Origin of the sequence: Crassaminicella thermophila (genome assembly GCF_008152325.1) — a bacterium.
In the GTDB taxonomy this organism is placed as follows: Bacteria; Bacillota; Clostridia; order Peptostreptococcales; family Thermotaleaceae; genus Crassaminicella_A; species Crassaminicella_A thermophila.
This window is the reverse complement of the sequence record NZ_CP042243.1, coordinates 1,211,175-1,235,636: the sequence shown is the minus strand read 5'-3', so window position 1 is coordinate 1,235,636 and position 24,462 is coordinate 1,211,175. Positions and strand designations below refer to the sequence as shown.

The 24,462-nt window shown below is 28.9% G+C and carries 22 protein-coding genes and 1 other RNA gene; 5 read left to right on the top strand and 18 right to left on the bottom strand.

The window, feature by feature from the left end; all coding sequences use genetic code 11:
- Positions 1-61: 61 nt before the first annotated feature.
- Together FQB35_RS05805 and FQB35_RS05800 are read right to left on the bottom strand one after the other, a co-directional pair.
- Complete coding sequence (locus FQB35_RS05805; RefSeq protein WP_168198255.1) at positions 62-307, bottom strand: YkuS family protein; 246 nt, start codon at positions 305-307, stop codon at positions 62-64.
- A 67-nt stretch (positions 308-374) separates the two neighbouring features.
- A complete protein-coding gene (locus tag FQB35_RS05800; RefSeq protein ID WP_231701863.1) occupies positions 375-1,379 on the bottom strand; it encodes a LacI family DNA-binding transcriptional regulator in 1,005 nt (334 codons plus the stop codon).
- Between the two features lie 205 nt (positions 1,380-1,584).
- Between FQB35_RS05800 and FQB35_RS05795 the strand changes: the two genes are divergently transcribed.
- Both FQB35_RS05795 and FQB35_RS05790 read left to right on the top strand, forming a co-directional pair.
- Positions 1,585-2,526, top strand: coding sequence for a M23 family metallopeptidase (locus FQB35_RS05795; RefSeq protein WP_148809076.1), 942 nt, complete (start codon positions 1,585-1,587; stop codon positions 2,524-2,526).
- Positions 2,527-2,544: 18 nt separating this feature from the next.
- On the top strand, positions 2,545-2,943 hold the full coding sequence (locus tag FQB35_RS05790) for a bactofilin family protein (protein WP_148809075.1): 399 nt from the start codon (positions 2,545-2,547) through the stop codon (positions 2,941-2,943).
- Positions 2,944-2,961: 18 nt separating this feature from the next.
- Here the strand turns inward: FQB35_RS05790 and FQB35_RS05785 are convergent, their stop codons facing one another.
- The 12 genes from FQB35_RS05785 to FQB35_RS05730 all read right to left on the bottom strand — a co-directional run bounded on the left by FQB35_RS05785 (position 2,962) and on the right by FQB35_RS05730 (position 13,522).
- A complete protein-coding gene (locus FQB35_RS05785) occupies positions 2,962-3,858 on the bottom strand; it encodes a diacylglycerol/lipid kinase family protein (protein WP_148809074.1) in 897 nt (298 codons plus the stop codon).
- Positions 3,859-3,897: 39 nt separating this feature from the next.
- A complete protein-coding gene (locus FQB35_RS05780) occupies positions 3,898-5,010 on the bottom strand; it encodes an alanine dehydrogenase (RefSeq protein ID WP_168198254.1) in 1,113 nt (370 codons plus the stop codon).
- Positions 5,011-5,083: 73 nt separating this feature from the next.
- Entirely contained in the window at positions 5,084-6,577 is a 1,494-nt protein-coding gene (gene pdxR / locus FQB35_RS05775; protein ID WP_148809072.1) for a MocR-like pyridoxine biosynthesis transcription factor PdxR, read from the bottom strand.
- Between the two features lie 175 nt (positions 6,578-6,752).
- Positions 6,753-7,373: a bifunctional phosphoribosyl-AMP cyclohydrolase/phosphoribosyl-ATP diphosphatase HisIE gene (gene hisIE / locus FQB35_RS05770; RefSeq protein WP_408625468.1), complete on the bottom strand. Its 621-nt coding sequence runs from the start codon at positions 7,371-7,373 to the stop codon at positions 6,753-6,755.
- Positions 7,370-8,134, bottom strand: coding sequence for an imidazole glycerol phosphate synthase subunit HisF (gene hisF / locus FQB35_RS05765; RefSeq protein ID WP_148809070.1), 765 nt, complete (start codon positions 8,132-8,134; stop codon positions 7,370-7,372). The genes hisIE and hisF overlap by 4 nt, the downstream gene beginning before the upstream one ends.
- An 11-nt stretch (positions 8,135-8,145) precedes the next feature.
- On the bottom strand, positions 8,146-8,844 hold the full coding sequence (gene hisA, locus FQB35_RS05760) for a 1-(5-phosphoribosyl)-5-[(5-phosphoribosylamino)methylideneamino]imidazole-4-carboxamide isomerase (protein WP_148809069.1): 699 nt from the start codon (positions 8,842-8,844) through the stop codon (positions 8,146-8,148).
- Positions 8,841-9,443, bottom strand: coding sequence for an imidazole glycerol phosphate synthase subunit HisH (gene hisH, locus FQB35_RS05755; protein WP_148809068.1), 603 nt, complete (start codon positions 9,441-9,443; stop codon positions 8,841-8,843). Before hisH ends, hisA begins: the two co-directional genes overlap by 4 nt.
- Positions 9,444-9,458: 15 nt before the next feature.
- Positions 9,459-10,043, bottom strand: coding sequence for an imidazoleglycerol-phosphate dehydratase HisB (hisB, locus tag FQB35_RS05750; protein WP_148809067.1), 585 nt, complete (start codon positions 10,041-10,043; stop codon positions 9,459-9,461).
- Between the two features lie 3 nt (positions 10,044-10,046).
- Entirely contained in the window at positions 10,047-11,099 is a 1,053-nt protein-coding gene (gene hisC / locus FQB35_RS05745; protein WP_168198253.1) for a histidinol-phosphate transaminase, read from the bottom strand.
- A gap of 74 nt (positions 11,100-11,173) precedes the next feature.
- Positions 11,174-11,839, bottom strand: a complete 666-nt coding sequence (gene hisG, locus FQB35_RS05740) for an ATP phosphoribosyltransferase (protein WP_148809065.1) — start codon at positions 11,837-11,839, stop codon at positions 11,174-11,176.
- 12 nt (positions 11,840-11,851) lie between these two features.
- Complete coding sequence (gene hisZ, locus FQB35_RS05735; RefSeq protein ID WP_148809064.1) at positions 11,852-13,144, bottom strand: ATP phosphoribosyltransferase regulatory subunit; 1,293 nt, start codon at positions 13,142-13,144, stop codon at positions 11,852-11,854.
- A 135-nt stretch (positions 13,145-13,279) separates the two neighbouring features.
- Positions 13,280-13,522: a hypothetical protein gene (locus FQB35_RS05730; protein ID WP_148809063.1), complete on the bottom strand. Its 243-nt coding sequence runs from the start codon at positions 13,520-13,522 to the stop codon at positions 13,280-13,282.
- A 173-nt stretch (positions 13,523-13,695) separates the two neighbouring features.
- Between FQB35_RS05730 and spoVB the strand changes: the two genes are divergently transcribed.
- Positions 13,696-15,240, top strand: a complete 1,545-nt coding sequence (gene spoVB, locus FQB35_RS05725; RefSeq protein WP_148809062.1) for a stage V sporulation protein B — start codon at positions 13,696-13,698, stop codon at positions 15,238-15,240.
- A 27-nt stretch (positions 15,241-15,267) separates the two neighbouring features.
- On the opposite strand, the gene ssrS is transcribed toward spoVB, so the two are convergent.
- From ssrS to FQB35_RS05705, 4 genes are all read right to left on the bottom strand, one after another.
- Positions 15,268-15,444, bottom strand: a non-coding RNA gene (gene ssrS / locus FQB35_RS05720) — 6S RNA.
- Between the two features lie 200 nt (positions 15,445-15,644).
- The gene (locus FQB35_RS05715) at positions 15,645-17,414 is read right to left on the bottom strand and encodes an ATP-dependent metallopeptidase FtsH/Yme1/Tma family protein (RefSeq protein ID WP_408625492.1); all 1,770 of its coding nucleotides are present in this window, start codon (positions 17,412-17,414) and stop codon (positions 15,645-15,647) included.
- A gap of 111 nt (positions 17,415-17,525) precedes the next feature.
- Positions 17,526-17,969, bottom strand: a complete 444-nt coding sequence (locus FQB35_RS05710; protein WP_148809060.1) for a hypothetical protein — start codon at positions 17,967-17,969, stop codon at positions 17,526-17,528.
- 15 nt (positions 17,970-17,984) lie between these two features.
- Positions 17,985-19,025 (bottom strand): nucleoid-associated protein, encoded by a 1,041-nt coding sequence (locus FQB35_RS05705; RefSeq protein WP_148809059.1) that lies wholly within the window; start codon positions 19,023-19,025, stop codon positions 17,985-17,987.
- A gap of 149 nt (positions 19,026-19,174) precedes the next feature.
- Here FQB35_RS05705 and FQB35_RS05700 point away from each other — a divergent pair, with 149 nt between their 5' ends.
- Positions 19,175-19,378 (top strand): hypothetical protein, encoded by a 204-nt coding sequence (locus FQB35_RS05700; protein WP_148809058.1) that lies wholly within the window; start codon positions 19,175-19,177, stop codon positions 19,376-19,378.
- Positions 19,379-19,545: 167 nt separating this feature from the next.
- The gene (locus tag FQB35_RS05695; protein ID WP_148809057.1) at positions 19,546-24,462 is read left to right on the top strand and encodes a nucleotidyl transferase family protein; all 4,917 of its coding nucleotides are present in this window, start codon (positions 19,546-19,548) and stop codon (positions 24,460-24,462) included.

The window sequence follows — 24,462 nt, the reverse complement described above, 5'->3', positions numbered from 1 at the left end:
GTATTTTTTTATTTTTATTGCTACAGCACACCAACAAAAAAGACCTCAAAAGAGGCCTTTTTTAACTAAGACGATTATTTAATTCTTCATATATATCTTCTACCGTCAATCCCTTAGCATTAATAACAGATGCTTTTGTACTCGTATCATGCATACCTAATAAATTACTATTCTGTCCTGAAACTACAATTGCATCAAAATTTTTTAAATTCGTTGTAGCACTTTCAAGATCTGCAACATCAAATCCCTTATTGTTAAGATAGTTTTTCACATTCTCTAATGATTTTTCTACTGCTACTTTTTTCAAAAGAGCACCTCCTAATGTAAAATAATTCAATTTTATTATTCCTACATATGAGGTGAAATATTCCTTATTATATCTTTTTACTACTTTCTCTTATGATTAGTTCATGTGGAAGGGTTACTATTTTACTATCCACTTCTTCCCCATTAATTTTTTTAACAATCATCCTAATTGCAACAGCACCAATATCATATATCGGTTGATGAATTGTAGTCAAATTAGGTTTATATATAGATGCTAATTTTATATCATTAAATCCCACAACAGAAACATCATCTGGAACTTTATAACCATTATCTAATAAACAATTTATTGCTCCTATTGCCATTTCATCACTTGTTGCAAAAATTGCTGTAGGTAAAACATTTTCTTTAATAAAATCTTTTACAATTTGATAACTGTCTTCTAACTTAAAGTTCCCATATCTTACTAATTTCTCATCCAATTCCAACCCATGCTCTTCAAGAGCCTTTTTATATCCTTTATACTGATCAAAGCCAAAGGCATTTTGGTCTTGACTGCTTCGAATCAATGCAATTCTTCTATGTCCATTTTTAATAAGATAATTTGTCATTTCAAAAGCAGCTTGAAAGTTATCTATTGATACAGACGGGATAAGTAATTTACTCGTATTTCTATTAATCAATACAATAGGAACGTCTATTTTTTCAAGATAATCAACCAGCTTATCTTGTAGTTTCCATGTCATAAATACAATTCCTTCCACTTGCTTTGCCTTTAATAAATTAAGATACCTTAACTCCTGCTCTAATTGTCCATAGGTATTACATAATAGAATATCATATCCATACATTTTTCCAATCTCTTCTATGCCACTTAAAATTTCTCCTATAAAGAAATTGGATATATCCGGAACAACCACTCCTATCAATTGACTCTTTTTCATTACCAAACTTCTTGCTACAGGATTTGGTCTATATCCTGTTTCTTCAATAACTTTTAATACTTTTTGACGCACTTCACTGCTTACAGGCTTAGAACCATTAATAACTCTAGAAACAGTTGATATAGATACACCTGCCTTTTTTGCTACATCCTTTATTGTTATACTCACCATATTCACTCCAATTCACATGTATTTTAAACATAAGTATATTACAAATTTAAAAATATATACTTAAATCATATATTTTTTCTACATTGTTATAGAATTTCCTTCTTTAAGTTTATATTTTTTATAATTTAAAAGAGGATTTTTAAAAAATTTGTAGAAATTTAATAGTTATGAGTATTTTTATATAGACGAGAGGTACAAATTTATGAATTTATATAAAAAGTTACAACAAATTGCAGATGAATCTCTTCATATCATGATTGTACCACATTCCGGCAAAAGTGTACGCCAGCTTAAATTAAAAAAATTTATTTTGTATTCGTTTGTAATCTTCATAATCGCACTCTGCCTTACTTTATTTTTTTTAATTAACTACAACATTCGTCTTAATCAGCAGCTACATAAAAAAACTGAGGATTTTGCTAAACTTCAAGAAATTAATAAAAAACAATCATTAGAAATAAAATCCCTCAAAAATAAAACTTATGAAGTATCTAAAAAGTTAGAAATACTAAACGAATTAGAAATTCAAGTTCGAAGTTTAATGGGGTTAAAAAGCACAAAAAAAACCTCTTTATCTAAACCAATTTCTAGATCATCATCAAGAACTATATTTTCCGTTCAAAGTATGCCTAAAAGTGACTCACATGATTCTATCGATATGGAATTAAAGAGACTTACTTCTGAAATGGATCATGAAGTAAAAAGCCTAAATGATTTGATGGATGATGTAAAGAAACGATTAAAATTTTTAGCTGCAAAACCTACTAAGAGACCTGCATCTGGTAAAATAACATCAAAATTTGGATATAGAATTTCTCCTATTACCAATAGAATACAATTCCATAAAGGTATAGATATTGCTAATAAAGAAGGAACAAACATTATTGCTGCTGGTACTGGTATCGTTACTTTTTCTGGATGGAATTCTGGTTATGGAAAAACTATTATTATTTCACACGGATACGGTTATAGAAGTGTGTATGCTCATAACAAGAAAAATCTTGTAAATGTTGGTCAAAAAGTACAAAAAGGTGATATTATCGCAAAAATGGGGAGTACAGGAAGAAGTACAGGTCCACATGTACATTTTGAAATTCATTACAAGGGTAAACAAATTGATCCTTTAACAATTTTAAATAAATAATGGCTTAGGAGGAAAAAAATGTTCAAAAAAAATAATACTATATCTAATGAAAGAGTAGATACTTTAATCGGAAAGAGTTCAAATTTTGAAGGCAAACTAAATGCTGAGGGAACCGTTCGAATTGATGGCCAATTTAAAGGAGACATTTCTGTAGATGGTGATGTAATCCTTGGTGTAGAAGGAAAAATGTTTGGTGATATATCAGCAAATAATGTAATTGTATCTGGCATCATTGAAGGAAATGTTACTGCTTCAAATCTATTGAAATTAAATGCAACAGGAAAAATTTTAGGAGATATTCATGTATCTAGCCTTATTGTGGAAGATAAAGCTGTTTTTGAAGGAAAGTGTACAATGAAAAATGTTTCAAGTACAGATAATGTTTCTACATTAAATACTAAAAAAGCAAAGGCGTAATTTTTAAATTACGCCTTTTTATGGCACAATCATATCTATCGCTTTTGGGATTACTTCAATCGTAGCAGGTAATTTTCCTCCTTGTTCACCATCTACATCTAAATCTATTTTGACATCCTTCTTACATTTCAATTTAATTTCAGAAGTCTGAAAATATAAAACCTTCGGGTGATAAATATGCTCACCTTTCATTGTATGGAAAAATAAAGAAAGAAACTCTGGTATATCTGATTTTTTTATAATACATATATCTAATAATCCATCATCAATTTTTGCTTTTGGAGCAATTTTTTTAAATCCACCTACTGATGGCGTATTTGTTACAATAAACATAAAGATATCTTCTTCTCCCGTAAATTCCTCTGAGTCAATTTCTAAACTTATACTTTTAAACATTTGTTTTGGAATTTCTTTCATTCCTTCTACATAATATGCATATTTTCCTAATACTGTTTTTAAATCAGGTGATACTTTATATCCTACATCTGTTAAAAGTCCACCTGCTAAAACATTAATAAAATATCGATCTCCTACTTTTCCTAGATCTATTTTTTTCCTTTGATTTTTTTTTATCATATTACAAAAACCTTTTACATCCGTAGGAATGTTCATAAATTTTGCAAAATCGTTTACCGTTCCTGCTGGTAATATTGCAATAGGAATCTTATTATTTCCTATCATTACTCCATTTATCACTTCATGAACTGTTCCATCACCGCCTACAGCAATAATACAATCATATTCACCCATTTTTATACTTTTTACTTCTTCAAATGCATCAAATCTATTTTTCATTTTGAATACATCCACATATTTTAATACTCCATCTAATATCAAATTGCCGATAATTCTATCTAAATTCTTCTGCACAATTTGTTTTCCTGATGAAGGATTAAGAATAATCTTAGCCTTCATTTCATCTCACCTCCTAATATAAATTTAATACCTTTCTCTTTAAAAAGCCTTTTCAAATGGAGAGTATGGTATCTGAAAATTTTCAGCTGCCTTTTTATGCATCAAATGTCCATCATAGGTACATAAACCCTTTCTTAGACTTATATTATTAAAAATAGCTTTTTTGAATCCTTGGTTTGCAATTTCCATAATATAGGATCGTGTTGCTTCTGTTAATGCAAAAGTAGCAGTTTGAGGAACAATTCCTGGCAAGTTAGGAATAACACAATGAATTACACCATCAATTGTATAAGTAGGTTGTGTATGACTAGTAAGTTTTGAAGTTTCTATTGCACCATTTTCATCACATGCAATATCTATTATTATACTACCTTTTTTCATTTTTTTGATCATTTGCGCAGTAACAATATGTCTAGATTTATCGCCCATTTGGTCAATTGTATTAATCAATAAATCAGCTTTTATTAAAGCTTGACAGATATTTTCATTAGATAAATTTAAATATACTGCTTTTTGTTTTAATCTATTCTTTAAATTTCTTAATCTATCTATACTTCGATTTAGTATTGTTACATTACAGCCTATCCCTAATGCTATATCTGCAGCGCCATAAGCTGCGCTCCCTGCTCCTAGTATAACAACTTCAGAAGGTAATAACCCAGGTAAAGCCCCTAGCATTATACCTTTACCTCCATGGATCGTCTGCAAAAATTTCAAGCCATTAAAAACTGCCATTTTACCAGCAATTTCACTCATAGGAATTTTTAATGGCTTGCTTCCTTGTTTATCTGTAACCATTTCATATCCTATTGCTGCTATTCTTTTTTTTAATAGTATACGTGTTAGTTCTTCATTTTTCTCAGGTAATACATAACAAAAGATAATTTGACCTGTTTTTAAATACCCAAGCTCCACACTAGTTGGTGGTTTTACTTTTACAATGAAATCCGATTTTTCATAAACTTCCTTTACTTCATATAAAATATGAGCACCTGCCACTTTATACATTTCATCTGTTACGCCACTATTCTCTCCAGCACCACTGCAAACATATACTTCATGTCCTGCTTTTGTTAGTTCTTCAACCTCTTTATGTGTCATCCCAACTCTCGATTCACTATTTGCCATTTCTTTCGGAACACCAATCCTCATACATATCCCCCTTTTCATATGACTCCTTATTATTAACTTATGTATTAGGATTTTATATTGTTAAAAATTAAAATCATAAAAGAGGAGTATATGTATCTAGTCTTTTTCTTTTATTTGTATCTTTTTCTATTAAATTTTTAATAACATTAGATAAACTCTTTATTCCTATTTCAATATCTTTTGGATATACAGAAGCAATACTTAATCTAAAACATTTACTTTCTTTTTTAGATATAAAAAATATTGATCCAGGCAAAATAAGAATATTATTTTTTGATGCCTCTACATAAAGCTTATTTGAATCATATCCTTCAGGTAGAGAAAACCAAAAATTCAATCCACCCTGAGGTAAGTAATACTGTACTTCAATATCTTTAAAGTATTTATCAATACAACTCTTCATAACATCAAAACGCTCTTTGTATATTTTTTCCATATATCTAATGTGCTTTTTCCATATGCCCTTTCTTAAATACAAATCAAATACCCTTTGGTTTAATCCTGATGTTGAAATATCTGATGTATGCTTTGCTGCAAGTATTCTATGGTGTATTTTTTTTGGTATTACTAAAAACCCTAATCTTAATCCTGGCATAAAAATTTTAGAAAAACTTTTAATATAAATAACAGAGTCATTTCTATCGAGACTTTTTAAAGTAGTATTGTCCTCACTATAAAAACTTAAATCACTTAAGTAATCATCTTCAACAATTAATGTATTGTATTTTTCAGCTAAATCTATAATTTTTAACTTCTTTTCTTTGCTATAAGAATATCCTGTAGGATTTTGAAAATTTGGCATTAAATAAATTAATTTCGGTTTGTACTCTTGTATTTTCTCTTCTAATATTTTTATATCAACACCATCATTTAAAATAGGTACGCTAATAATTTTAGCTCCTCTTGATCTAAATGTTCCAATTGCTCCTGTATAAGTAGGACTTTCTACAATAATCGTATCTTTATAATCTATTAATGCTTTCGAAATGACATCTATTCCTTGTTGAGCTCCAGAAATAATCTGAATATTTTCTGGCTTCGTTTTAATGTTTATTTCTTCCAAATAATTTACTAAAGATTCTCTAAGAGGATAATATCCTTGGCTTTCCTGATAACCAAAAGCATCCCCTTTATCTCTATCAAGAACCTCATTCAAAAGAATTTTAAAATCTTCAACAGGAAACAGATCTGAAGTAGGTGTTGCACTCGCAAAACTAATCATATTTTCTTTTATTTGAATTTGTCCTCTATCCATTAATCGAATATCTTCATCTAAAGGATATTTTTTTAGCAATTCATCAGACAAATCATCATCTTGCTTTGCTGAAACAAAAGTACCACTTCCAATTTTCTTATATACAAACCCTTCCTTTTCTAAAAGACTGTAAGCATTCACAATAGTGCTAGTATTAACACCAAGTGCATTTGCTAATTGTCTAATAGGTGGGAGCTTTTGATTTGCCTTTAATTTTTCTTCAATAATTAGTTGACGTATTTTCTGAAATAATTGCATATATAAATGTTGAGGTGAATTTTTATCTAAATAAATCTCCCTATAAATTTCCATTTTAACCTCCTAAATATAGTAAAACACTATTAAATAAACCATATATATATTATTGTATATATTGAAAATTTTGATTCTTATCAATCATTATATAGAATATCTTTTAATTTTACTACAAAAATAAGTAGATGAACAGCCTGTTCACCTACTTTCCCTTCTTAATGAATTTTCTTTTCTATTTATACCTATTCCATAATTCCTGTTTTATATCATCAATAGTAATCTGATTATTTACCAAAAGTACAAAAATATGATAGATTAAATCAGAAACCTCATATATAATTTCATCCTTATTATCATTTTTTGCAGCAATGATCACTTCACTTGTTTCTTCTCCAACTTTTTTTAAAATTTTGTCTATTCCTTTCTCGAATAGATAATTTGTATAAGAATTATCTATTGGTTTTTCTTTTCTTTCTTGAATTCGCTCATATAATTTTTTAAATATTTCATAATGATTGGATGCTTCATCTTCTTGAAATATATTATTAAAAAAACAGCTCTCTTCACCTGTATGACAAGCATTTCCTAAAGGAACAACTTCTATTAGTAATGTATCTTTGTCACAATCATAGCTTATTTTTTTTACTATCTGATAATTTCCTGATGTTTCCCCTTTATTCCATAGTTTTTTTCTGCTTCTACTGTAAAACCATGTTTTTTTTGTTTCCAAAGTCTTTTGAAAAGCTTCTTGATTCATATATGCCAACATCAAAACTTTTTTTGTTTTTATATCTTGAATAATTGCAGGTACTAAACCTTTTTCATCAAACTTGATATCTATATTCAGCATCATATTATCCTCCTGATTGATATACCATTATCATAAAGATATTCTTTTAACTCACTAATTTTTATCTCTTTGTAATGAAAAACCGATGCTGCTAGTGCTGCATCAGCACATCCTTTATCTAATACTTTTAAAAAATCTTCTTTTTTTCCTGCTCCTCCAGAAGCTACTACTGGAATATTTACACTTTCTGATATTATTTTAGTTATTTCTATATCATAACCATCTTTAACACCATCAGTATCAATACTATTTATAACAATTTCACCAGCACCTAATTTTTCTCCTTCAATTGCCCATTTTACTGCATCCATTTTTGTGTCCACTCTTCCACCATTTATATACACTGTCCAAAATCCTTCATTATTTTTTTTTGCATCTATTGACAAAACTACGCACTGTCTTCCGAATTTTAATGCTGCATCACGAATGATGCTTGGCTTTTTCACTGCTGCTGAATTAACAGATACCTTATCTGCACCCGCTCTTAATACTGCTGTAAAATCATCTACTGTTCTAATACCTCCCCCTACTGTAAAAGGAATATATACTTCTTCAGCTGTCTTTTCTACAACCTTTAAAAATATATTTCTTTCTTCATTAGATGCAGTTATATCATAAAATACCAATTCATCTGCACCTGCATCACTGTAGAATTTGGCTAATTTTACTGGATCATCTACATCAATAAGATTTTGAAACTTTTTACCCTTTACAACCCTTCCTCGATTGACATCTAAACAGGGAATAATCCTTTTTGCGAGCATGCTAACTCCCCCTATAAATCTTCAAGTTCTATATCTCCTGTATATAATGCTTTTCCAATAATAGCACCATATACACCTATTTTTTTTAATTTCATAACATTTTCTTTGCTGCTAATTCCTCCAGATGCGATAATATTTATACCTACATTTTCTTTTAATCTTTCTATTTCTTCAAAATTTGGACCTAACAGCATACCATCCTTTGCAATATCTGTATAAATTAATGTTTTTAATCCCATCTTTTCTAGTTGTTTTGCAAAATCTATAGCTTTTATATCACTTACCTTTGTCCATCCGTCAATAGCTACATATCCATTTTTTGCATCTATAGATACAGCAATTTGTTCATTAAAACGGGATAATGCTTCTTTAACCAATCCTTCTTCTTTTACTGCTGAAGTCCCTAAAATAACTCTACTTACACCTAATTTTAATACATTTTCAATATCATATATTGTTCTTATTCCTCCCCCTAACTGTACAGGTATATTTACTGATTTAATAATTTTTTTTATTATATCCCTATTCATAGAAATACCATACAAAGCACCATCAAGGTCTATTAAATGAATATATTTAGCACCTTTTTCCTCCCACTTCAAAGCAATTTCAACTGGATTTTCACTATATACATTCTCTTGATCAAATTTGCCTTGTGTTAGCCTTACACATTTACCACCACGAATGTCAATGGCTGGAAAAACAATCATTTTATCAACTCCCCAAAGTTTCTCAACAACTTCATACCTGTTTCCCCACTTTTTTCAGGATGAAATTGCATACCTAATATATTCCCTTTTCGAACAACTGCTGGAACTTTTACGCCATAATCTGTCCAAAAAACTACCTCTTCATTTTTTTGTGGCTTAACATAATAAGAATGTACAAAGTATACATACTCTCCTTCCACATCTTTTCCGATCGGATCATCTACTCCCTTCACTAACTGATTCCATCCCATATGTGGAACCTTTAGCCCGTCACCAAACCTTACAACGTCTCCTTTTAACAATCCTAATCCATCCCATTCTCCATCTTCATAGCTTTTATCATAAAGAAGCTGCATCCCTAAACATATTCCTAAAATAGGCTTCCCACTATATATGTTCTTTTTCAAACAATCTATCAATCCACTATCTATTAAATGATTTATAGCATCTCTAAAAGCTCCAACCCCTGGCAAAATAATTCCATTGCTTTTATTTATATCTTCTTCTTTAGCAGTAATCTGTGCTTTAAACCCTAACTTGATAAGTGCCTTATATACACTTTTTAAATTTCCTACACCATAGTCAATAATAGCAATCATACATATCTCCCCTTACTACAAATAACCCTTTGTAGATAATACACCATCAATTCTATCCAGAACCATAGTTGCCTTATCTATAGCTCTTCCTAATCCTTTAAAAATAGACTCAACTATATGATGTGTATTTTTTCCATACTGTAAATTTATGTGCAATGTAATTTCTGCATTGTTTACAAAAGCTCTGAAAAATTCTTCTACTAATTCAGTTTCAAATTTGCCAACATATTCTCTTTCAAAATTCACCCCAAAATGCAAATAAGATCTTCCACTAAAATCAACTGATACCATAGATAAAGCCTCATCCATTGGTGTAAATACAGTCGCATATCTAGTAATTCCTTTTTTGTCTTTTATCGCTTGCTTTAATCCCTTCCCTAATACAATACCTATATCCTCTACTGTATGGTGATTGTCTACATCAATATCTCCAATACACTTCAACTTTATATCTAAAAATCCATGCTTACACATTAAATCAAGCATGTGATTAAAAAATCCTATACCTGTATCAATCTCAGCATTTCCTTTTCCATCTAAGTTTAATAATAAAAGTATATCCGTTTCTTTAGTCTTTCTTTTTATTTCTGCTTTTCTCATCTTCTACACCACTTTCTTAAACAATTCTAAAAGTCTATTACTTTCTTCTCTTGTTCCTACAGTAATGCGAAAACAATTCCTTAATAAGTCTTCCTTTGTAAAATCTCTTATTGATAAGCCTTCTTTTTTGAATTCTTCTACTATTCTTTTTGCCTTTTCACTTCTAACTAAAACAAAATTACTTCCAGTTGGAAATACTTCTATATATTCTATTTTTTTAAGCTCCTTTTGCAAAAATAATCTTTCTTCTTTTATTTTCTGAATGTAGTTTTTTACTAAATCTACATTTTCAATAAATAACTTTCCAATCTCCTGTGAAAAAGTACTCAAATTATAAGGAGGCTTCACCCTATACAATACATCCATGATTTTTTCACTGGCAATACCATATCCAATCCTTGCTCCTGCTAAAGCAAAAGCTTTTGACAATGTTCTAAGTACAATCAAATTATCGTAAACATTTACTAAATCAACTACAGTTTCACCTAAAAATTCATAATATGCTTCATCTACTACAACAATAGCTTCTGTTTTTCTAATCACCCTTTCAATTTCTTCTTTTGATATTACAGTACCTGTTGGATTATTTGGATTGCATAAAAAAATAACCTTTGCTTTTTTAAATTTAGCTTCTTTTATTATCTCATCAACATTTATTTGAAAAGATGAATTTGATAAAACTTCTAAAATTTTACCTCCAGCAATATTCGTAAATATTTTATACATAGAAAAGGTGGGACTATGGGTAATCACATATTCATCTTTGTCAACAAAAGTATTAATTATCACTTGAATAATCTCATCAGAACCATTTCCGCATAAAATATTTTCTTTTTTTACATCAACATATTCAGCAAGAAGTTCCCTTAGTTCATCACTATTAGTATCAGGATACCTATTTATGTTTAAATTATCTATATTTTCTATAAATTTTTCTTTTAATATATCCAATAAATTATATGGATTTTCATTTGCATCAAGTTTTGTATGAATATATTCTTTCGATATTCTATATGGTTTTATTGAATATATATTTTTCTTCACAAGACTTAGCATCATTACAACCTCACTTTTATTTCATATTTATTTTTGCTTTATAAAAGTTAACGGAGGAATATCCCCCAATAAATTTAATTACTACCAGTAGAAAGTATTTTCTTTTTTTCGTTTTTTCTAATACAACATTGAAAACCTCTTATAATTTCATGAATTTTTTCAGACTTTGTTTTAAAGCTTACTTTATTTACTATTAATCTTGCACTTACTTGACAGATTTCTTCAGTAATAACTAGCCCATTTTCTTTTAACGTTTTTCCCGTTTCAACAATATCTACAATCACATCAGATAATCCAATAATAGGTGCAAGCTCTACAGAGCCATTAAGTTTAATAATTTCTATGGGTTCTCCTTTATTGTTAAAATAATTTCTTGAAACTTTTGGATATTTTGTTGCAACTTTTAATTTTCTATGAAGTTCTAATTGAAAATCCTTCGGTGCTGCAACTGCAAATTTGCATTTTCCAAATCCTAAATCCATAATCTCATATACATTTGCTTCTGATTCTAAAAGTGTATCTTTTCCTACAATACCTATATCTGCGGCTCCTTGTTCTACGTATATAGGTACATCACTTGACTTTACAAAAATGATTCGAACCTTTTTTTTATTATTTACAAATATTAATTTTCTACTTTTAGGATAATAGTCTTCAAATTTTACATCTATTTCTTTAAGTAGCTCAAATGTTTTATCTGCTAATCTTCCTTTTCCCAATGCAATATTTACATAGTCCATTTTATATCCTCCCTAGTGAATAGAAGCAATTACCTCAATGTCATCTAAGCCTTTTATAAATTGGGCTTGTGTATTTGTAAAAATTTTATTATTTCTAATATCTATTCTTTTTAATAATTCTCCACATATCTGCACAATTTCTTTAATATTTCTATAATTTGCATTTTGAATATAAGGCTTAATACTGTTTTCATATACATCAGATTCTACAATAAAACCACGCTCTCTTAATTGTTCTGCTAACTTCAATCCCTTTTGACGATTTTTCTTATCATATAAAACTAAATAATCTGTAGTACAAGTAAAATCTTCATTCACTTTATACATACTTAACACCTCCAAAAGATTATCAATATTTAGTCCAAAACCCGTAGCTGGCATATAGTGACCATACTGTTTTGTGAGATTATCATATCTTCCTCCACTTAATATAGTTTTTCCATAGTTATTTATATATCCTTTGAATATAACACCCGTATAATAATTGATATGATGAATCATGCCTAAATCAATAGAAATTTCATCTTCATACCCATAATTTTTTAATATGTCATATACACATTTTAGATTTTCAAGAGCTTTTTCCATTTCATCATTGCAGACTAACTTTTCTGCATCGTTTATTACTTTTTCAGGTTTTCCATACAAGTAAGGTATTTTCATAATCGCATTTTTAATAAATTCAGAAGTATATAATTGATCTATTATACTTTGTAATTCTGCAAAATTTTTATTCTCTATTAAATCACGAATTTTTTCTTGTTCCGTTTTACTTATGTTGCTTTCTTTAATGAGTCCTTTGAAATACCCTGCTTGCCCTAAATCAATTTTAAAATCTTTAATCCCACAACTAATCAAACTCTTTATTGCTAACGATACAACTTCTGCATCAGAGTCTGGCTTATCGTTTCCAAGATATTCAATTCCTGTCTGTGTAAACTCTCTTCTTTCTCCATTCTGTTCATCATTAATTCTAAAAATATTTGTTGCATAGGAAAACTTTAAATATCCAGAACAAAGTTTATAATTTGTAGCTACCATCCTTGCAATAGGTGTGGTTATATCTGGACGTAAAACAAGTATTTTCCCATTTCCATCTATGAATTTAAACATTTCATCTTTATGAATAGTACCTTCTACACCTGAAAATAAATCATAGTACTCAAATGTTGGAGTTAGAATTTGCCTATATCCAAAACTTTTAAATATTTTTTTTATTTTCATAATGATATTTTCCTTAATTTCGTACATATTACAATGAGTATCCTCTACCCCTTCTGGAACAAAACGATTTAAACTAAGCATACTATCACCACCTGTTGCTTTATCAATTTATCGCTTTAATGCGTTAAATTATATTAACATTTTAATATGCACCTATAAGAAAGTCAAGAGATTTTTTATATCTTTTGATAAAAGATATAGGATGCTTAAAGCATCCTATATCCTCATTTTTTTAATTGGTACTCTTTTATCGTGATCACAATTTTTACAATAGAATAGATGTACACATTGATCATACGGTACCCCATCTATTTGTTGCGTAATATCCATAGCCAAATATGGGCTATAATCATCTAAAAATTCTCCAATTGTGCCTCTATTCTCCATCACCTTACCACAATTAGAACATTTCAATAAGTAAATAGCCATTCCATTGCAAATTGGGCAAACAAGTTCCATGTATTAATCCTCCATTCATCTTTTCTTTAATTATAGTTTTTGTTGCCCATAAAAATAAATGCATTTGCATAAAAAATTATTTTTCTTCATTATTATTTTTTAAAAAGTAAGTAATATAACGATTTATATAGGAATATCTATTATAAGTAACTTTATAATGGAGAGATGGTATTATGAAAAAAAACTCATTTTTATATGGAACATTAATTCTTATTATCGTAAATTTTATTGTAAGATTTTTAGGATTTGCTTATAAACTAATACTTTCAAGAATGATTGGAGCCGAAGGAATTGGCTTATTTCATTTGGTGTTTCCCATTTTAATGATTTTAATAACATTTACTACAGCTGGCATTCCAGTTGCTGTATCAAAGCTTGTAGCTTATCATTTATCTTTAAATAATAAAAGAGGCTGTAATAAAATTTTAGGTCTATCATTATGTCTGGGACTATTAATTAGCACAATCTTATCACTATTTCTTTTATACAATGCAAAATATATTAGTCACAATATCATAAAAAACAAAGATACCTACAACAGTCTTATTGCTTTAATTCCTTGTATTCCATTAATTACATTATCATCAATATTTAGAGGATATTATTATGGTATTAAAGATGTAGGTCCTCCTGGTATGTCACAAGTTTTAGAACAAATTTTTAGAATTGTTTTTGTAATAGGAAGTCTATATATAGTATCACCTATAGATACAAGTTTTGCTGCCATGATTGCAGTAATAGGTATTTCTGTAGGCGAATTAACAGGTTTTTTGTGGCTTATTTTTAAATTCAAAATTCGCGAAGCACTTCGTTTACGAAGAAATTATCGTATTCTTAAAAATGCAAGCAAAGCTATTTTAGGTAAGATTATTTTAATTTCTATCCCTATTACTATTACAAGACTCATAGCTGTAATTATGCAGTCCATAAATGCCGTCTTAATACCTCAGCGATTACAAATAGCTGGCTATACTGCTCATGAAGCCATATCAATATTTGGAAAGCTTGCAGGAATGGCTATGCCTCTCCTATTTTTACCATTTATCGTAACGTCTGCCTTAGTAGTAAATATTATTCCTACTGTATCACAGGAAATGGCTTTAAAAAATTGGAAGGATATTCGATTAAAATCTAATCTTGCAATTCGCATTACGCTACTCGTTGCAATACCAACAACAGCTCTTTTTATCTTTTTTTCAAAACCCATATGCAGCTTTATATACAATCAGCCAGATGTTGATCGATATCTTTCATTACTTGCTTTATCAACTACTTTTTTATGCCTTCATCATACTGTATCTGGAATATTACATGGAATGGGTAAACAAGTTATTACTGCAGTTCATCATCTTATAGGAATGACAATTCAAATATTATGTACTTATTTTTTGGTAGCAAAACCTAGCTTTGGTGAAAAAGGTTATATTTTAGGGTTTATCGTTTCTATATTTATCATATGTATTCTTAATGTTAGAAGCTTAAATCACTATATAAAATTAAACATTCAATTTGTAGATAATATCTTAAAACCTATTATTGCAACTATTGTAATGTTATTATTCGTCATAAATATTTACAAACTTTGTATGCATTTCAACTTATCATCTATTATAAGTATTTTTTGTAGCATTAGTATAGGTTCTTTAAGTTATATGTTTATTATTATTCTATCTGGAAGCATAAGTTTTAAAACACTAAAATATATTTTTACAAAATAAAAAAAGTCTTTCATTGAAAGACTTTTTTAACTCCCCAGAATGCCGTCCGCCATAAATTCACACCCGCCACTCACCTAAGTGGGTGATCTATCCTTTACTTCTGAAGTCCTCTCTTTGGAGGCATTTCATCCATAAAGGAACACGAGCTCCCGGATGTCTTCTGTAGGTTGAATTTACAGGCTTTAACGTACATCCCAGGACTGATTGTAAATATATTATACACCATTATAGCATAAATTAAAAGTCTAGAAATACTGCAATACTTTTTTTTATGTCTGTTTATGATAAATTTTTACTACAAGACAAGGTAGTTTCTTAAATATAAAGGCTGTACCATTTTCAGAATATTTAGTATTCTGTATTGAATTATACAACTTCTATTTAAATTGATTTAAACAAATTCCTTATACTAAAGATCCTTTCATAACTTTATCCATCAACCTATTAATATCTTCTTCATTCAATGTCTCTTTCATAAGCAGTTCATTTGCTAGTATTTCTAAAAGATTCCTATTATCACCTAGTATTTTCTTTGTATCTTCATACAAATCTTCCATTACAGCTCTACATTCTTTTATAATTTCAGCATCAAATCCACCATACCCATGAAGTACATTGTAATTTAACATACCAATCTTTTTATTCATACCAAACTGTTTAATCATTGATCCAACAATTTGCGTTGCTTTTTCAATATCATTACTTGCACCAGTTGTTATATTTTCTTCTCCATAAATTAGTTCTTCAGCAGCTCTTCCTGCTAATGCAATTTTAATACTGTTAATCATATCTTTTTTACTTCTATACATTTTATCTGGAGGAATATTCATACTAAATCCACCAGCTCCCTTTGTACTTGGAATAATTGTAACTTTTGTTACCTTATTTTCAGGAGCAATTAACTTTGTAACCAAAGCATGTCCAGCCTCATGATATGCAGTAATCTCTCTATCAATTTTAGAAATAGCACTTCTATCTTTCTTCTCTTCTCCAGCTATAACCGTATAGAAAGCTTTATCGATATGTGTTATTTGAATATAATCAGCATTTTCCTTTGCTGCAAGTATTGCTGATTCATTCATCAAACTTTCTAATTGTGCACCACTAAAATAAACTGTCTGCTGCGCAAGTTTTTCTAAATTAATATTTCCTGCTAAAGGTTTTGTTTTACTGTGTAGCTTTAAAATTTCATGTCTAGCATTTACATCTGGTAATCCAACTTCTATTTGCCTATCAAATCTACCAGGACGCAACAATGCATCATCAAGGATATCCAGTCTGTTTGTTGCAGCAATAACAATAATCCCCTCATTATCGTGAAAACCTGACATCTCAGTAAGTAGTGCATTTAATGTTCTATCTGTTTCATCATTTCCATTAATTCCGTCTCTTTTTTTTCCCAAAGCATCAATCTCATCAATAAAAATTACACATTTTCCTTTTTCTCTTGCTTTTTTAAATAAACTTCTTATTCTGCCTGCACCTAATCCAGCATATATTTGAACAAAATCTGAACCAGATACGGCATAAAATGGAACATTTGCTTCTCCAGCTAAAGCTTTCGCAAGTAAGGTCTTTCCTGTTCCAGGAGGCCCATACAAAATAACTCCTCTAGGTACTCTCGCTCCATATTTTGTATATTTTTCAGGGTTTTGTAAAAAGTCAACTAAATCCATTATACTTTCTTTTGCTTCATCATTTCCAGCTATATTTGCAAAAGTAACTTTTATATTTCCTTGATCAATAGCTTCAATGTTTGACATTTTAGAAAATTCTCTCGAAGTTTGTTTAGATGACTGTTTTGACAAAAATACCCCCATAGCACCAAAAGCTACAATAAATCCAATAAAACTAATAATGTTCATTATCATCAAACTTCTTTTATTTTCTTCTACACGAACATTATTTATTAATAGTATCTCTTTAAAATTTTCTGTTCTTGGATTATCTGTTATAAAACTAGTACCATCCTGTAGTACACCATTAATTTTAGGATCATCTACAAGATAAACAGTTTTTACCTTTCCTTGTTTAATATTGCTTATAAACTCATTATAAGATAAATCTAATATTTCTTTTTTATCCCAAACCTTAAAATAAGCTATACTTGCAAGTAAGCCTATTATTAAAACAATCATAACAGTTATTAATCTTTTTTTATTTAATCGCATAATAATACCCCCTTTATCTGTTATGTACAAACGGGGGTGGTTTACATAATGTATTATAACATATTTTTGTACACAATTAAAGACATTTATTCTTTGTAAATTTTGCTATCTAATTTAAAATTTATTATCTTCTGATTCTATCATTTCTGTATAAATAAATCTATCTATGATGATTTCTTCCACATTAGGATTATTCTTTTTTAGTACACCATATATAAAATCCAACAAATCATTTGATAACTCTCTATAACTATCATGTATATTTATAATAACATGAATAATAGGTTCACAGATATTTTCAAAAAACTGTTCTTTTTTTTCTATATTCTGCAATTCAGCATCAATATATCTTTTCCATAATGGTTGTTCCATCATCATTTTTCTATTATTCTCAGCTGAAATATAATGAATAAATACTTCACATATTCCTTCCTCTGCCTTTGTATTACTAAAAATCCATGATTGAGAAGTATCCGTAATAAAATGTGCATTAATATGAACCAAAGTTCCTTTTAAAATTGTTATATTTTGCTTTGAAATATTTAAAAATTTTAACATAATCTATTGCCTCCTTTAGCGTTCTTGAAAGCTTCTTACATTCTTTATAATAATATTAATAGTTCCATCTCCATTTCTTACTATTTCAAATTTCATTTTATCTTCTAAATCCTCATACTCTCCTTTTATCTCTATACCTGTATCTGTTTTCATAATTCTCTTTTTCATTTTTTTCTCAACCCAAGACTTATCAATGTCAAATGCTTCTAATTTCAACCCTTCTTGATCCAAATGCTGAATAAAATTTTGCTGCATTTCAACATCATTTCCAAAAACATTTTGGGTGAACTTCTCTAAATCTATTTCAGCACAATTTTTCAAAGATGCTATCGCTTCTTCTCTTACTTCTTGAGCTTTTTCAATATCTTCCTTTAAATTTTTTCTTGTCCATTTTTCTGTTACTTTTTTAAAAAGCTTTGTTTTATCTCTATTATCTATCAGTACGTTACAATTTAAAAAATTATTTACAAAAAACCGTGCAATTTCTGCATCTTCATCTTTTCCATATACTTGATTATCTAAAACAATTAAATCATATTCGTCATCTTCATTTATTTCTTTTACAAATGCACATTTTTGTAATCTTTGGCTCATTCCAGGCAAACTAATCATCTGAGGTACAATAGATATTTTAAATTTATCATCAACATATTCAATCTCATGAATAAAAGATTTTTTATAGTCTAGTTTTAGTATCCCTATATAGTTTTTATCAGAAGCAGTATATAAACATACAACAAGGTCAGCAGAAGAAATATTATTATTACTCTTCATAGCTTTAAACAACTGATTGGCTATTTCTTGAGAACATTTTACAAATTGTTCTTCATCTCTGAATATCTCAAGGCAAGCATCTTTTACTATACTTAATCCTCCACGAAACTTCGCCTTTTTATTTTCTTCATCTTGTAAAGATTTTATGATATGTTTTTCTAAAAACTCATGGATATCTTCTTGTACTTCTTGTTCAAAATCTGTAAGTATGGGTGCATCAGCATTTCTATCTAATATATGAACGATCGCCTTTTTAATTATAACAGCATCTGTGTTTCTCATGTTATTTCTCTCCTCTGTATTGTCATAGTAACAAACAACTTAAATTATACTATAGTTCCCTTTTAGTTAAAAGAAATCTTTATTTGTTTATATAAATTTTTATAATATTATACACAATATTATAAATAAGGTATTTAGGAGATGATATGATGAATATTATAAATATTTTATTAAAACTATTTATTTATATATCCACTGGAATTATTTGGGCTTTTGAGGGGAAAAAGTGGAGACTTTCGCCAATACTCAGTGGCTTCCTTGGTTTTTTATTTATACCAATCCTTTTTAATATGCTTCCCTTTTTATATAAAAAACGCAATAAGAAAAGTAGTAATGATCAATCCTTTATTTAAGCCAGTTTGGCTTTTTTTTATTTCATATATATAAAGTTTTAAAATCACATATCTAATATACATACATATATATTTTACGTTATAATAATCATAGAAATAAATGTAAATACTTTAATCTTAATTTATCATTTTATAAATAATTTCCATATAATTTTAAGGAGGATCCAATGAATAATCTGTCTGTTATGGAATTATACAATCAAATTACAAGTAAAATTCTAGATCCCGTATGGTTAGAAAAACTATCACTAAATGAAAAGTTTATAAAAAAACACATCGAAAACATTTCTTTTTTTCATTGTATAAACAACATGGTAAATACTAAAGACTATAGTTGCAAAGCTGTATTAAGTTTATGTGAAAATATGCTCAATGAATTAGCAAATAATGAGTCTCCAACAAATTGGCTTTCTTATATATATCAATTTGTACTTTCTAAGTCTTTCCCTCATGCTGTTGAGGAACCTCTAAGAAGTAATCTTAATAGTGCTTGTTACTTATATTTAGATTTATTAAGAATCGTATCTGAATTTCAAAAACATGCTAATGATAATACTTGGCAAAGCAAATATCCTTTGATTTTTTTAACACAAGAAGAAAAAAATGCTCTTGAAGATCCTACCGAATATAACCGTTTTTTAGCTGCATTTCATACTGATTATGTCTATGAAATGATGAAATTAAACAGTGAAGTAGCAGGATATAATACAATTGATCATATATGTGGTGTACATTATCTCGCTCTTTTTATTGCACGACAATTACAAAATTGTGGACTTCCTATTGATTTAGGAAGAGTTTCTGGTTCTACAGCTGGACATGATATTGGCAAATATGGATGTACAAAACGGGAACAAACAAGAGTCCCTTATCTTCATTATTACTACACAGATTTATGGTTTTCAAATCATGATATTGTTTACATTCGCCATATTGCATTAAATCATTCTGTATGGGATTTAGAATTGGAAAATTTATCATTAGAATCCTTGATACTTATTTATTCAGATTTTCGTGTTAAAAATCGTTTTGATCAAAATGGAAATGCAAAAATGCATATATACACTCTTTCAGAATCTTTTCGTGTTATTTTAGAAAAACTAGATAACTTAGATACTGAAAAAGAAAAAAGATATGGTCGTGTATATGCTAAATTAAAAGATTTCGAAGATTATATGATTCACCTAGGTATAAATATAGATGTTAATTCTTCTAAAGATTTACATCGTGTTAAAAATCAAAAGCGAAAATTCCACTATGCTTTAATGCAGGGAAAAGAAATCATTGATAACGTAAAGTATCTTTCTATTTATCATAATATTAATCTTATGTATCAACTACGCGACGAATTTTCTCTGGATGCTATTTTACAATTAGCACGTAGCGAAAAAGATTGGACAAACCTTCGTGAATATCTACGAATTTTTGATGAATATTCTACATATTTAACACAGAAACAGAAACTCATTACAATAAATTTTTTGTATGAGAATTTGATTCATCCAGAAGATGATATAAGAAAGCACTGTGCAGAGCTTATTGGTGCTTTAATCGCTATGTTTGATGAAGTTTACCGTAAAGAAGTCCCCGAAAATGTCACCTTGTTTGATCCAGATATTACAAGTTTGGAATTATTAGAAAAATACCTAAAGCTCTTTATTTTCCCTGATCATAAAATTATTCCAAAACATCGTAGATGGATTGGCTATTGTCTAAGTACAATGATTGCTTCTTTATTTAAGCAAATTAAACATAATCACAATAATCATCAAGTAGACAATTATATAACTACTTTACTAAAGTATTATCATAAAGACATATACAAAAAAGAAAATATTGCTTTTTATCTTCTTGAAACACTTAAATATATTCCTATTGCAAATTGTGATTTGCGTTTTTCAGTTTTATTTGATTTTTTGTTTGCAATGTTAGAAGAAAAAAATCATCATTTAAAGATTGCTGCTTTAGAAGTTACCTATAACTTAATACCTAAAATTCGTAACAATGCTTATTTTACTAAAAAAATTTCATCAATCCTTACGAATGAAATGTTTCCATCAGCGTATCCTTCAGAAAATTTTCTAAAGCTTAAAATTATTAAACAATTAAATCTAAATAGTCCAGTAGTGATGAAATATTCAAATTTCTTTCAAATGGATAAGAAAAAAATTCCTGCTATGTTTTTAAGCAATCTAAAATCTGCAACAGACCCAGTCATCAAAAACGTACAAATAGAAGTTTTGTTAGAACATGCTCTTGATACACCTGAAAGTAATGGACTTCAAACAGCCCTGCATTTTTGTAATCTATTAAAAGTAAGTTCTTCAGATAAAATAAGAGCTCGAGCTGGCGAAGCTATTTTAGAAATCGTACCTTATTTATCATTTGAACAAAGAAATGAAGTAGCTGTAGAACTACTGAGTGCACTTGAATTAGATGGTTATCAATTTACTGAATATATTCCTCCTTATCTTGGACAATTAATCTTAACACTTCAACCGGTTGAATTAGATGAATTAATTGATGATTTTATTGACAAGATAAAACAATCAAACCCTGTGCTTAGTTCTTTACTTCTAAAAACCATTGGTGTTGCAATTGCAAACTATCCAAAGTATGCAATTTTATTTCAAGAGAATATAGACTTTTATGATGAACGTCTAATGAAAATGCTTGGTATTTTATTAAATGGCCTTGTAAATTACAATTCTCGCGTAAAGCAAGGTGCCTTTTCTGTTATTGGAAAAATCATATTTGGATCAGAATATCTTAATCTTGAAGAAAAAAATCATATTTTCCAGCTTATAGCGAAAAAAATTCTTACATTATTAACAGATAATAAAGAAGAAACACTATTACTTTTAGGAAATGCTGCTGCGTTGCATCATATATATAGATTCATCTCAGATTACATATTTTTTAAAGGTGATTATTGTCTTACAATTCCTCATAAAGTAGCATTTTTCCCTGGTACTTTTGACCCATTCTCTTTAAGTCATAAGCAAATTGCTAAAGCTGTAAGAGATCTTGGATTTGAAGTTTATCTTGCTATTGATGAATTTTCATGGTCAAAGCAAACACTACCACACCTGCTTAGAAAAAATATTGTAAATATGTCTATTGCAGATGAACTTAATATTTACTTATATCCTGAAGAATTTCCTATAAACATTGGAAATAAAAAAGATCTAAACACACTAAAACAAAATTTTCCACACTCTGAGGTATATATTGTTGTAGGAAGTGATGTAATTTTAAATGCTACAAGCTATCAAACAGATAAAACAGAAGGTTCTATACATACTTTTCCTCATGTTATTTTTGAGAGGAATCATCTTTTACCTATTAAAAAGAATAATATAACCCTTTCAAAAGCTATCAAAAAAATCCATAGTAAAGTTACTATTTTACAACTTCCTGCACGCTATGATGAAATCAGTTCTACACAAATACGCAACTATATAGATGAAAATAGAGATATTTCAAGTTTGGTTGACCCATTAGCACAAAAATATATTTATGAAAATGGTTTTTACAGAAGAGAACCACTATACAAAACCCTTATGCAAGCAAAGTCAATAAAAATTGAACTGATTGAAGATTTTGATATTGAATTAATCAATGAACTTTCTTCAAAATTTTATAATAATTATGATATAGCTCGAACAAAACTAATTGAATTTTTCCATAAACCTTCTGCTAGATTATTGTTACTAAGAGATCTGAATCAAAATAGAAAAATAATCGGGTTTGCAGCCCATCATTGGGTAAGACTAAACACTTTATTTCATGATCTTAAGGACAGCACAGTATCAGAATATATTCGAGAGCATTCGCAAGGAAGAATTGTTTTAATGGACGGAATTTTTGTCCGACCATCAGAAAATAAAGAAACCTATGAACAAATACTACTTACTGAAACACTTGCATTCTGTTTATCAAAGGATTATGAATATGCTGTTTTTCATAATATGATACCAGAATATATATCATCATCTTTACAAGAAATACTAAAGTTTCAAGGCTTTGTAAAATTGCCTTATAGCAATGAATACAATCCTGTTTTTATTGTAAATATGAGTTCCCCTTGTACACTTAATCTTGATATGGAACCAAATATTAAAGAACCTTTTAGAAGCAATAAAAATGTACAGCAAGCAATCATGCGTTCAAGAAAAAAGCTTCAAAAATCATTAACAAATTTGTATCCAGGAAATCTCATATTATCATTTAATAGGAATATTCTTCACGAAACACTTGTTAGAAAAATCTGTGCTGAAAACAGTGTACCAACAACACCACTAACACCGCGCAAACTAGGACCTGCTATGTGTGTTCCATTTGGTACTATTTTAAGTCGTTCTATTATACCAAATACAGTTACAAAAGCGCTTCATACAGAAAAATTATTTTTACCTCATATGAAAGATTTTCTAATAGGTCCGTTCCCTCACTATCCGGATCTAGAAATACAAATAAAGATGTTAGCATCCTTTAATAAACCTATAATCTTGGTTGATGATCTTCTACATAAAGGCTACCGCAATAACGTTATTCATCCTCTACTGAATAAAGAAAACATAAAAGTGAAAAAAACAATCGTTGGAATACTTTCTGCTAGAGGAAAGGAGTTAATGGATAGGCAAAATAGAGAAGTAGATAGTGCATACTATATACCTAAGTTAAAAGCTTGGTTTAATGAAAATTTATTATATCCATTTTTTGGAGGAGATACAATATGGCGAGGTACTACACCTCAAAGAAATCTAGTACCATCAATAAATTTAATATTACCTTATACATCTCCTACATTTATTAAAGATGCTTCAAAAGACGCACAATATAACTTATCAAAAGTTTGCATTCAAAATGCAATGGATATACTAACAATAATCGAAAATGAATATCATAGTATGCATGAAAGAAATTTAACACTCGCTTCATTAGGAGAAATATTTATTTCTCCACGATGCCCAGATCATGGGAAAAATATGCACTATGATTTAAATCTTAGTCCATCTCATTACTTAGAAAATGATTTAGAACAGTTAAACCGTTTAGAGCAAGCAATTTTAGGCAGATAA